This is a genomic window from Roseburia sp. 1XD42-34 (assembly GCF_009917385.1).
GTDB lineage: Bacteria > Bacillota > Bacilli > Bacillales > Amphibacillaceae > Virgibacillus.
This window is the reverse complement of record NZ_QWLJ01000034.1, coordinates 38283-51048: the sequence shown is the minus strand read 5'-3', so window position 1 is coordinate 51048 and position 12766 is coordinate 38283. Positions and strand designations below refer to the sequence as shown.

The window sequence follows — 12766 nt, the reverse complement described above, 5'->3', positions numbered from 1 at the left end:
AAGTATAAAAAAATTGGAAGTCATGTTGGGTAGGTGAGATTCCATCTCACTCCACCCCAACATTTGACATAGAACCGCTTTTTTCATGCATACATTAACACGTTCGGATTCAAATTTTTCGTTTCCTAACTTACAGACTTATCATTTCATTTTAGCAAATGTTAAATTCATTCCAGTTTATATGATATAACACATGTTTGTGTAAAGAGCTATCCTGCTTAATCTTTGGGTGGTTGAAGTCTCGCAAATAAATCATTCCAATTTTTTGCATGACGTTTTGTGAGGGGGTATTCACTTCGGCTGTAAAGCTATAAATATCAGAGAAGCCTAATTTTGTAAATCCATATTGCAAACAAGCTGCTGCTCCTTCTGTTGCAAATCCTTTACCCCAAGACTCTTTTTTTAATCGCCAGCCAATTTCGATACATGGCGTGAAATCTGCCTCAAATGTCGCTTTATGAAATCCTATAAACCCAATAAACTCTTTGGTTTCCTTTTCTTCCACCGCAAAGAGTCCATATCCATTCGCTTTGATCTTATCTATGATTAATGTGTAAAAAGCTTTTGTTTCTTCGGTTGATAATGTTTTAGGAAAATACCGCATCACATTTTCATCTGCATTTAGTGCAGAAAATGGAACTATATCTGTTTCACCCCAGTCACGCAATCTTAATCTGGACGTCTCTACATAAATCATCTTACACCACCTCATCTCTTTGAAAAATTTCTTTGACCTCATACAATTTTAATCCCCCCATGAATTGATACAAAAAACCAGTGGAAAAGTAAATCACTCTTCCACTGATCCTTCCTTTTTACAGCAAAACTTGCCATACCAAATTAATCATCCGTCATCGTCTTTTTAAAGCAAATATACATGAACAACGCTGCTGCCAAAACCCAACCAGCAATAATTCCTAGTGGCACCCAAGAGCTCTTCTCGTGCAATTCAATAGCTTGCATAATTGGAAACGTATCGGTAATTGTCATGATGATGCCATCCTCGTCTAACTGGAGAGAACCAAGGATAGGTGTAAACCCAAACAAAAGCATGACAGGCATAGTATAAGCAGACGTTGCAGAAATAGATTTAGAAAATAAGCCAATGCCAATACCTAAAAACAGAAAGAACAAAAACAATAAAATCAACGCAAGAATAGCTTTCCCATTCAATAATGGGTCACTTCCTATAATGGCTAAAGACACGGTTAAAGAGACAAAAGTTATGAGTCCGACTACGAGACTTTTACCGACAAGAATGTCTACCATGGAGGCAGGTGACTGAATCAGTCCGCGTAATGTTTTCTTTTCATTTTCTTCCGCCATCATGGTCATCATACAGGTTGACGTAACGGAAGAATACGCTATTCCTACATTTAGATACAAGAAATAGATTGGGAACTCTTCCCCATTACTCATCTGCTTATATAATAAGGCTAATACTATCGGGATAAGCGGCATCATCAATAGCATCATATTTTTCATAAAATCTTTTATATCTTTTTCAAAAATAGCGCTTATGCGTTGAATATTCATCATACCAGCTCCTCCCCTGTTACTTTCAAAAAGACTTGCCCTAATGTTGGCTTATCTGTCTGCATGGATTTTACCCGATTATATACAATCAATTCCTTAATTCGATCTGCATTGTCAGGTGTATTTTTAATCACGAGCCTCTCTCCTTCATATGTTTCGATATGAAAGTCGTGCGTGGAATGCTTATAGCGAAGTTCATCTGGATCATCCAATTCCACTATTTCCCCCTCGTGAAGAAAAGCAACACGATCGCATAAGGAATTCGCTTCTTCCATATTATGTGTCGTTAGAAAAATCGTCGTTCCTGCTTCATTCAATTTAAGTAATCCTCGATGAATATGCGCCATATTTCCAGGATCTAAAGCAGATGTTGGTTCATCTAAAAACACCAGTTTTGGTTTATGAATAAGTGCTTTGGCTAATAGCACCCGCTGTTTCATCCCCTTGGACAACTTAGAGACTGTTTTCATTCGTTCCTCATGCAAATTGACCTCACGTAATAGCACATCTATTTGCTGCAAAGGGGCACGATACAATTTACAAAATAGTTTCAAATTGTCGTAGATAGTTAGCCGTTCATATAGTGAACTGTTATCGGATAGTATCCCGACCTTCGACTTAAAATCAGCTGTTCCAATTTGGGATGAATCCATGCCAAGAACTGTTACTTTTCCTGCCGTTTTGCTCAGCTCTCCCGTTAAAATTTTTATGGTCGTTGTTTTTCCTGATCCACTTGGACCAAGCAACCCAAAAACTTCACCTTTTTTCACCTCGAAACTAACATCTTTAATCGCTATGTTTTTTCCAAATGATTTCTTTAATCCTGCTACTTCCATTATATTTTCCAATTGAAAGCCTCCCCTAACTAACTACTCCCATCATAGCGATCCTTACAGACGAGTGCAGTTAGTAGATGACGGAATGTACCTTCAAGAGGTCGAAATGTACTAATTTCCAGTTAAACGATATACGTATAGAAGCTATTTGTATCAGTTATTTGGTTGAACTGTACAATTTTTTATTAAAATCATATGAAAGCCAATTTTTTGAGTAATATCAAAAGAACGGAGACTATTTCAAGCTAAATTTTTCTTGAATGTCTTGTATTTTGGTTCGTGATAATGGAATTGTTGACTGAGCGTTGTTATCTATTCGAAGAGAATAGGCATTTTTAGACCAGGTTATAATTTCACGCACTTTTTGTAAATTAACAATATACGAACGGTGACAACGATAAAAGCCGTACACTTCCAATTTTTTCTCCATTTCACCCAGTGTTGAATCCAACATATAGGATGAATCGTTAACCATGATCATGGCTTTTCCATCTTGACTTTCAATGTAATCAATTTCTAGGGGGTCAAATAATATCACCTTATCATCTACTTTTGCTGGAATCTTGAAAAAATGAGTAGTAGTAACTGCACGGGGTGTTGTAGATTCTTCCACACTACTGTCTTCCTCGTCGACTACTAATGACTGGATGCCATTGCCCCCTAACTTGTATGCTATATCTCCAAGCAACAAGGCATGTTCCATATTTGACACCAAAATTAGCACGGGTATTTGGCTGTTTTTTAATTTTTGCAGCATATGTAGGAAGGTGTTTATTGTTCTAATATCAGCACCATGAACTGGTTCATGAAAAATCAACGGGCGCACACCGCTCATAAAGTATTTAGCGTAGTAGATGCGACGAACTTCAGATTCCGTACACTTATGTAAAGGCTTTTTAGCACAGTTTTGTAATTCAAACAATACAAGAATTTCAGGCAATGGCGTTTCACAGTGGAACCATTTATGGAAAAAAGCAATATTCGCTGCCACGGATATCCGTTGGTACAACCCTTCCTGTTGATCAAAAACGGTGAATCTGCCGTTGTTGCGGAGGACTTTCACGAGCTCATCCTGCATCTCCGTATCACTGTAAACTGCCGTAGTGTCACCATCCTCTATAAGTAGTGTAAAGGGAGGTAACGAATCGTTGCTATTCATGATCTCTTCATTAATCGTAAAATGTGTCATAAAGCAAACTCCTGTTCAAACTTATGATTAAACTATTACCATGATTTAGTATACCATGAAGCACCTAGTAAATTGTAAATGTTCCTTGCAAAAAAGGATATCGACGACAATACTATTGAATATTACTTTATATATTGAATTACCATTCACATTTGAAAGAACAACTTCTGTTTTAATATGGTAACATGGAATAGTGACATCACTTTTGCTACCTATATTACTAATTATCTTCAAACCTGCGCAACCTAAGTTTTTGTGGTTGATCGTAAAAACTTTTGGTTTAGCATTACATCTCATAAGCCCCCAAATGAATTTGGACACTAAGAGTATAGTTTAATATAATACAAAGAGTCAGGGAGGCTATCCACATGTAGTGGGATGGTGTCAAACTTGAGCTTGAATGTCCAGTACTTGAACTGATTGTTCCTTGACTGACATCCTCAAAATACAGTTCCAGAATCTTACGATAATTAATCACACAAAAACCTCCTGTATAATAGAGTCATGCTCGTTGGCATGCAGGCTCAATTATACAGGAGGTTTTTTCCATTGCTAGCTCTCTAGTCCGCTTCAAGTGGCTCTTTCTTCCGCAATCAATGGCTCAAAACTCCGCACTCGTGGCTCAATTCATCTGCAATAATCATTTTTTTCATGGAAATCTTTCATAAAGCAATCAGCTTCCAGATAGTTTAATAGATTTTTTTACTTAGCATGGACAGCTCTATGAAAATTTATACTAAACACTAAATAACGAGGAAGCAAATAAGATATTCGCAGAAACCTTTAACGCATCGATACATATGGGTAGGAAATCCCAAGGCAGGTTTAAATCACCACTTGAAACAGGATAAAGCTTGATCAAAAATACAAAATATATAGCAATCGCGACCACCACTAAAGCTCCAATGATCATTTCAATGCCGACACCAAGGACCCGCTCGCGCCATCAGTTGTTGTACAAACGTCCCCCAACCAACTGGTGAATTATCGCAATGCCAAAACACTATAAAGGTTACAACAGCTTTTCAAAGTTGTTCCGTTTTTCGTGTTCGTCACCCGCGGATATCTATACCTAATTTTTTTTGCTTCCTCGCTATTTAGTATGGGAGCAGAACGTAGTTTAGGAGGGTTTACGTGGAGTGGCGGGCATGATAGCGTTTTTGGCGTGAGCCAATATTCCTTTCATGTTGGGGTCTTGGCTCGTCAATCATGCCCGCCGAGGCTCCATGTCAAACCGACTACAATTCTATCTTTTGGCTATAATACCAATATTAAGTAGCGAGGAGCAATTTTTTATCGTTTCGTTATCATTGCGTTTGAGAAAGAGGGAGATCCTTTCACCTAGTATGAATTTCACCCCACTCATTTCATTCTAAGCCCCAGCTATCATATCATGAACTTTAGCAACTTCTTCATTAGGGACTTGATAGTAATAAACCCCCTCAATCTTCGTGCCACTTCCTTGCATCATATAGCTATTGACATTTTTCCGTACATCCGCGTATCCAAACAGCAAGTCTTGCATATCATCAAAGTCCATATTTGTTGCCATATTATTTCCGAGCACATCAATCACGCCATTAATTTTATTGACAGAGCCAACTCTAACTCCTTTATCAATAATCCCTTCAATGACTTTACGTTGACGTTCGGTACGGCCAAAATCTCCAGCAGGATCTTGCTTACGCATACGGACAAAGTGCATCATTTTATCACCGTCTAATTCTACTGATCCTTTCGTAAATTGATATTTACCATCATCCCATTCTACTTCATTATCAACTTGAATGGTACCCAGCTGGTTGACAAGTTCCTCTAAACCATCCGTATTCATACTGACATAATAATCTAAATCAATATCGAGGAAGTTCTCTACCGTAGCAACGGACATCTCAGTACCTCCATAAGCATAGGCATGATTAATTTTATCCTCTATCCCTTTTCCAACGATCGTCGTCCGTGTATCACGAGGAATGCTGATTAGTTGCATGGTATCTTCGTTAGGTTTTAAAGATAGCAATACTAATGCATCAGAACGCCCCCGATCCCCCTCCCTTTCGTCGATACCAAGAAGTAAAATATTTAATGGCTCTGTCGCCTTTACTTTCTGCTTAGCTACTTTTGTATCAATTGTATCTATAGGCTTATTTATTTTGTCATTTGCTGTGGACTTTGCGTTATTATATATGGAAAATGCGTAACCACCAGCGCCAAGTATAAGTACTAAAATGATGGCAAGTGGAATTTTCAGCCAAAGCTTACGTGATTTTTTCCTTTTACTGCGTTTCATCAGATTCACCAGTCCATTTCTTTTCTTTATTTTCAGTTATTTGACAATTTCCCGTAGAAGATATTTCTACTTTAAAAAGTATATCATAATTTGTCAAAAACAAATGCCCTAATGGCAACTTGAAAGCTACATTAGGGCATCTCATCAACCATACACGGGTTGATGATTAATCTCTGCTAAACAAATCTCTGGTATATACTTTATCAGCAATATCACGAATATTGTCATCAAGGCGATTAGCAACAATGACATCCGCTTCTGCTTTAAATGATTTAAGATCATTGACAACACGTGAATTATAGAAGGTTTCTTCTTGTAATACTGGTTCATAGACGATTACTTCAATGCCTTTCGCCTTAATCCGTTTCATAACCCCTTGAATCGCAGAATGACGAAAATTGTCTGAATCTGTCTTCATGGTTAAACGGTAAATCCCAACCACTTTCGGTTTACGATCCAAAACCATCTTGGCAACATGATCTTTTCTTGTCCGATTCGCTTCCACAATAGCCTGAATAATATTGTTTGGCACATTTTCATAGTTTGCCAATAATTGTTTCGTATCTTTCGGCAAGCAGTAACCACCATAACCGAATGATGGGTTATTATAATGCCCGCCTATGCGGGGGTCTAGCGATACCCCTTCAATAATTTGTTTGGGGTCCAAACCTCGGACCTCTGCATAGGAATCTAGCTCATTAAAAAACGATACGCGCATAGCTAAATATGTATTGGCAAATAATTTAATTGCTTCTGCCTCTGTTGAACTTGTGAATAAAACAGGGATATCCTCTTTCTCTGCTCCCTGAACTAATAAATCAGCAAATACTTTTGCCCGCTCGGACTGTTCGCCGACAATAATTCGAGATGGATTCAAGTTGTCATATAATGCTTTACCTTCCCGTAAAAACTCTGGTGAAAAAATAATATTACTTGTCGCAAATTTAATGCTAATCTCTTTTGTATAACCAACTGGCACAGTAGACTTAATAATGATTATGGCATTAGGGTTTGTATCTAATACATTACGAATAACAGCTTCTACGGTGGATGTATCAAAATAGTTCTTATCGGGATCATAATTCGTTGGCGTGGAAATAACTACATACTCTGCATCTTTATACGCTTCTTCTATATCAGTCGTAGCACGTAATTTCAATTCCTTATTTTTAAGGAAACGATCAATTTCTGCATCGACAATAGGAGATTGTCTACTATTGATCATATCTACTTTCTCTTGCAGAATATCAAGTGCTACCACTTCATTATATTGTGCTAATAATACAGCATTTGCTAACCCAACGTATCCTGTTCCTGCAACTGCGATTTTCATGAGAAGTTCCTCCAGTTTTGATTAGGTTATTTGAGTTTACTATATAATAACTTATAAACTCCAATAACTGTAGCCTTGTTTTTCACACTCTTTTTGTTTGAAAATACTCTTAATATCAATAAGCACTTTTTTGTCTGTCTTAAACATTTTATCAAGCACGTCTAATGTATAATTTTCTTTAAACGTTTCATGTGGTACAGCTAAAACTATACAGTCTAGGTTATTTAGATCTTCTTTCTCAGCCAGTGTAATGCCAAATTCGTCGTAAACGTCAGTTGCTTCAGCTACTGGATCATGAACGAGGACGTCAATACCATACTCTTTCAATTCGTTAATAATATCAATGGCTTTGGTATTACGCACGTCAGCGACATTTTCTTTAAATGAGATACCCAAGATTGCAATTTTTGCATGATTGACTTCTTGTTTTGCTCTAATCATCTTTTTAATGATATTGTTAGCAATAAATTTGCCCATGTCGTCATTAATTTTTCGACCAGATAGTATGATTTGTGAATGGTAGCCTAGCTGTTCAGCTTTGTATGTAAAGTAGTAAGGGTCTACCCCAATACAATGTCCGCCAACTAACCCAGGTGTAAACTTCAAGAAGTTCCATTTTGTTCCTGCTGCTTTTAATACAGCATTGGTGTTTATATCCATCTTATCAAATACCATAGCAAGTTCGTTCATAAAAGCAATATTAATATCTCGTTGTGAGTTTTCAATTACTTTTGCAGCTTCAGCAACTTTAATGGACTCTGCCTCATGAATGCCTGCCTCAATAATAGAACCGTATACAGCTGCAATTTCCTTTAAGGAATCGTCATCACAACCAGATACAATTTTTGTGATTTTTGTTAATGTGTTCACTTTGTCACCAGGATTAATACGTTCTGGAGAATATCCAACTTTAAAATCTATTCCAAACTTTAATCCCGATTCTTCTTCAAGAATTGGAATGCAAATTTCTTCTGTTGTCCCAGGGTATACAGTAGATTCATAAACGACGATAGAACCTTTCGTTAATTGCTTACCTACAGTTCTACTAGCTCCAATAACTGGATTAAGATCTGGGGTCTTATCTGTATTAATTGGTGTAGGAACTGCTACCACATGAAATTTGCATGATGCAATATCCCCTTCCTTACTTGTAAATGACATGGTTGTACGTTTCACCATGTTATCACCTACTTCATTTGTAACATCTACACCAGAGAGATATTTATCTAGCTTTTTTTCATTTAAATCAAAACCGACAACATCAAATTTCTTTGCAAATTCAATAGCTAACGGTAGGCCGACATAACCTAAACCAATGACAGAAATCTTTTCTTCTTTGTTTAAAATTTTTTCATATAAACTCATTGTTCCATACCTTCTTTCTATAATTGACTTATCACTAGATAAAATATTCTATAAATTTACTAGTTTTACATTAACCTATAATAATCTACATACCAGTCAGCAAATTTTTGTAATCCTTCTTCAATAGATGTCTTAGGCTGGAATCCAACTGCTTGTTGCAACTGTTCTGTTGAAGCGTATGTAGCAGGTACATCGCCTGGTTTAATTGGTTCAAATATTTTTTCAAAAGCTATTTCTTTATTGAGTGCGTTACTTAAACATTTTTCCAAAGTTTCAATAAAGACCATCAATTTTTCTGGGTTATTATTTCCAATGTTAAATACTTTATGTTCCACTTCTCCTTTAGGAGGATTGCTTAATAAACGTTCAATACCTTCAACAATATCATCAATATATGTAAAATCACGATAAAGATCGTTTTCAAAATCGGCATTATTAAAAATCTTGATTGGCTCTCCATTAAAGTACTTGTTGGCAAAACCAAAGTAAGCCATATCTGGTCTTCCCATCGGTCCATAAACTGTGAAGAAACGTAATCCTGTAGCAGGTATTTTATATAAATGACTATAGGTATGAGCTATCAACTCATTTGATTTTTTCGTTGCAGCATATAACGACACAGGATTATCTACGAAATCTGTTTCTTCAAACGGAACTTTTTTATTAGCACCGTAAACGGAACTAGATGAAGCATAGACTAAATGATCTACTGGATGATGTCTACAGGCTTCTAAGATATTATAAAACCCAATAATATTACTTTCTATGTAGACATCTGGATTTTCAATAGAGTATCTAACTCCAGCTTGTGCAGCTAGATTTACTACAATATTTGGCTTGTATTCAGCAAAAGTGCTCATCATTAGTTCTTTATCTGAAATATCACCTTGAATGAAAGTGAAATTCTCATAAGGCTTTAGCTGCTCTAAGCGGGCTTCTTTCAGTTTCACATCATAATAATCATTCATATTGTCTAGACCAATAACAGTGCAACCTTGGTCTAGTAGTTTTTTAGATAAATAGAAACCGATGAAACCAGCTGCTCCTGTTATTAGATAACTCTCATCAATATGTATATTGTACATTCCTACAATTTCTCCTTTGTTTCAAAATATCAAATCTAATTGATGCTTTAATTTTTTTCACTATTATTAGTATAGGCGTAATACATTATTACAATAAAATACAAAAAATATATAATTGAAAATGATATGGAAATAATCAACAGAAATTGATTTACATTTAAATAACTAATCTTAGTAAAGATATAACCACCCGTAGAAGCAAATATAAATAGAAATTGTAGAATTAATTCTAAATGTTGTTTTTTCACTATCTGCAAGCCATATGCGACTGTATTAACAATAAATCTTACTCCAAACATTGGCGCGAGTATTTGTACATAAACACCAGCTTCCTTCCACTTTTCACCGAACACTAATTCAAAAACTTTGGGAGAAAAAAAGAACAAAACTACTACCATTGGAATGGATATAAACAATAGAAAAACAGATATTTTATTAAAACTTCTATAAAACCTTCCAGTTAGGTTAAACTCACTTGATGCTTCTTGAAAAAAAACCTTTGCTACATTATTACTAATTACAGTTAAAGGTAGCCCTAAAGCTTTATAAGATATAGAATAAAAACCTAAAACTGCCAAACCAAATAAAGATTCAATAAAAACTAAAATAGATGTATAAGAAAATTTGTTAGCAAAGTTTGCAGGGGCTGAATATAGCGGCTGCCTGAAATGATCTCTTAGCACCTCTTTCATCTCATTATTTTTTACACTTCTAATTTTATTAATATGAAGGGAAATTGTTTTAGCTTGTTTCTTTAAGCCCCCCAATAATCCTATGGTATGTGAGAACAGCAGTCCTAATACACTAAGTTTTAGAAGTCCAAGAGCGACTGATCCTACGTTTTGAATTAGTGTTTTAATTATGTAAACTGTAGTTATAACTTTATACTCTTTTTTTCGATTATTATAAGCCTCTAGTATTCTATTTAACCCATTAAATAAAAGCATAAAAAATATAAATACTATGGCATACCAATAGCTGCTGTACTCCTCATTAAAAATAAAATAGTAAGATCCGTAACTAATTGATATAATCAAGCTTAGAAAAAATGTAATAAGGGAACTAGATTTAATTAAAGCAAAAACTTTATTTTCATCTTGCTCATAAACAATTGAAACATCATACCTTCCGCAAATAATACCTGCGAAAAGACCCTCTGCAGTTAAAACTAGGGTGTATACTCCTAATTCTTGAGGTGAAAAAATTCTAGTTAGCAACGGCGATGCAAGTATAGTTAAGGTTTGTGCAAAAAAAGACCCTGATGTCAGGGATATAACGGCTTTAATAAATGACTTGTCTTCAAATATTTTTTTTATTTTTCTCATGTCCCCTCCCCTTTATAAAATAGAATATATATTTTCAAGGTAGTTTTGGGATGCTCGGTTATCTGTTAGAAGTTCCACAGTTTTTTTAGCATTTTTGCGCACTTCATTTAGTTCATAGTTATTTAATGCTAATATTTTTTTAACAGCATTATAAATTGAATCAATATTTTCTGCTTCAGCAAGAAAACCATTTACTCCATTGATAATAATCCCATCAATCCCCTGCCCTTTAGACCCTATTACAATATTACCAGCTGCCATAGCTTCTAAGTACACTAGCCCTAAAGTCTCTTTTTTGCTAACCATTATAAAAATATCTGCTTTTTTCATTTCTTCAAAAGTACCGTCTCTTGTCATTTTTCCAGTAAAATTAATATTACTTATATTACCACATTTTTCTGCTTCTTTTACCAATTTCTCTTTTTCAGAACCTTCTCCAACAACTGTAAAAGTATAATTATCTTTTGAGAGTTTACTAAGTGCTTTAATACTATTAATAACATTCTTATTAGCGTCTAAACGCCCAGCATATAAAAAGCGTAATTCCTGTTTATTCCAATCTTTTTCTTTTAAATGTAAATTTGCATACTTTTCAGGGATACCAGATAGGCACATAAATGTAGGAACAGAAAGTGTAAGTATTTTTTCAAAATCCCGCTTTATTACATATGAACGAAACCCAATAGCATTAAATTCATCAAAAAAATCTCTCCAATACTCAAAACTATACCTATTTTTTATGTTTTTTATATCAAATGAATGTATTATAGCAATTTTCTTAGTGATCATTCTATCTCTTTTTAAAAAATCCATATAGTATGTAGGAAAATGAACTATTCCTATCTGAGGATCGTAGTTTTGCATGTAACAAAAATTACTGAATACCATCGAATATCTTGAACTAAAATACTTTAACGTCCTAATTTTTTTTGGTAACAAAAGGAGGTATTGAAAAAACAATAAGCTATTACCGTAATTATCTTTATACAAATACTTTTTATAATCACTTTTAATAGGAAGTATATCAAATAAATATCTCCAAGCTTTTTTAAACCCATGCATGTACATATGCAAAATTAAAATATTATTATACTTTGAAAGTTCACTTATTAAGTAATAAACTGCTTTTGTGTCCTCGTAAATATCATTTCTATGGTTTATAGGGTAAAATGGTGTAATAATTACTATATTATTTTCTTTTGCTCTCATTTTTTAGCATCTAGCCTTTTTATAATTTTTGCAGGATTTCCTGCAATCACATAATTACCTTCTTTAAAACTTTTAGTTACAATAGATCCAGCCCCTACTATTGTATTATCACCTAAAGTGACTCCTGGCAATATAATAGAATTCATCCCTACCCAACATTTTGTGCCTAAAATAATATCTTTTGGCTTTTCATGTGTGTCTAAATCATTTATTTTATGATTTTGAGTAATTAAACCAACATTTGGAGCAATGTATGTACCTTTACCAATAAATATTTTACCTTCAAAGTTTTGAAAATAACACCCGAAATTTTGAAAATTGTTCATATCATCCAAGTCAAAAATTAAATTTTCAACTTTATTTATATTATTTCGATGAGATACTGGAAATGGAATTTTTCTATTATAGCCTATAATTTTTTGCATGAATATACATTTCCAACACCACCTCCATCCCTTAGCAGAATTGCTAAACCATCTTCCTTGTAAATAATCTTTTTTGTAAAAAAAAGGCATAACTATCCTTGATAACAATATGAATAATTTTATAAAGTACTTTCTCACCAGTCTTAACCTCCTTTACATAAATAGAAATACCA

At 34.6% G+C, this 12766-nt stretch carries 11 protein-coding genes; all 11 read right to left on the bottom strand.

What is annotated here, in order from left to right:
• Positions 1 to 151: 151 nt before the first annotated feature.
• The gene (locus D1839_RS15370; RefSeq protein WP_120380781.1) at positions 152 to 697 is read right to left on the bottom strand and encodes a GNAT family N-acetyltransferase; all 546 of its coding nucleotides are present in this window, start codon (positions 695 to 697) and stop codon (positions 152 to 154) included.
• A gap of 143 nt (positions 698 to 840) precedes the next feature.
• Positions 841 to 1539 carry an ABC transporter permease gene (locus D1839_RS15365; RefSeq protein ID WP_199690242.1) on the bottom strand — a complete coding sequence of 233 codons (699 nt, stop codon included), beginning with the start codon at positions 1537 to 1539 and terminating at the stop codon, positions 841 to 843.
• Positions 1536 to 2384 carry an ABC transporter ATP-binding protein gene (locus D1839_RS15360; RefSeq protein ID WP_120380780.1) on the bottom strand — a complete coding sequence of 283 codons (849 nt, stop codon included), beginning with the start codon at positions 2382 to 2384 and terminating at the stop codon, positions 1536 to 1538. The genes D1839_RS15365 and D1839_RS15360 overlap by 4 nt, the downstream gene beginning before the upstream one ends.
• Before the next feature lie 223 nt (positions 2385 to 2607).
• Entirely contained in the window at positions 2608 to 3561 is a 954-nt protein-coding gene (locus tag D1839_RS15355) for a LytTR family DNA-binding domain-containing protein (protein WP_120380779.1), read from the bottom strand.
• 1372 nt (positions 3562 to 4933) lie between these two features.
• On the bottom strand, positions 4934 to 5851 hold the full coding sequence (locus D1839_RS15350) for an LCP family glycopolymer transferase (RefSeq protein ID WP_120380776.1): 918 nt from the start codon (positions 5849 to 5851) through the stop codon (positions 4934 to 4936).
• Positions 5852 to 6017: 166 nt separating this feature from the next.
• The gene (locus D1839_RS15345) at positions 6018 to 7184 is read right to left on the bottom strand and encodes a nucleotide sugar dehydrogenase (protein WP_120380775.1); all 1167 of its coding nucleotides are present in this window, start codon (positions 7182 to 7184) and stop codon (positions 6018 to 6020) included.
• Between the two features lie 51 nt (positions 7185 to 7235).
• Positions 7236 to 8549 (bottom strand): nucleotide sugar dehydrogenase, encoded by a 1314-nt coding sequence (locus D1839_RS15340; protein ID WP_120380774.1) that lies wholly within the window; start codon positions 8547 to 8549, stop codon positions 7236 to 7238.
• 65 nt (positions 8550 to 8614) lie between these two features.
• Positions 8615 to 9634, bottom strand: coding sequence for a GDP-mannose 4,6-dehydratase (locus D1839_RS15335; RefSeq protein ID WP_120380773.1), 1020 nt, complete (start codon positions 9632 to 9634; stop codon positions 8615 to 8617).
• A gap of 47 nt (positions 9635 to 9681) precedes the next feature.
• A complete protein-coding gene (locus tag D1839_RS15330; RefSeq protein ID WP_120380772.1) occupies positions 9682 to 10959 on the bottom strand; it encodes a lipopolysaccharide biosynthesis protein in 1278 nt (425 codons plus the stop codon).
• A gap of 12 nt (positions 10960 to 10971) precedes the next feature.
• The gene (locus D1839_RS15325; protein ID WP_120380771.1) at positions 10972 to 12168 is read right to left on the bottom strand and encodes a glycosyltransferase; all 1197 of its coding nucleotides are present in this window, start codon (positions 12166 to 12168) and stop codon (positions 10972 to 10974) included.
• Positions 12165 to 12731: an acyltransferase gene (locus tag D1839_RS21130; protein ID WP_286164829.1), complete on the bottom strand. Its 567-nt coding sequence runs from the start codon at positions 12729 to 12731 to the stop codon at positions 12165 to 12167. Before D1839_RS21130 ends, D1839_RS15325 begins: the two co-directional genes overlap by 4 nt.
• Between the last annotated feature and the right edge of the window lie 35 nt (positions 12732 to 12766).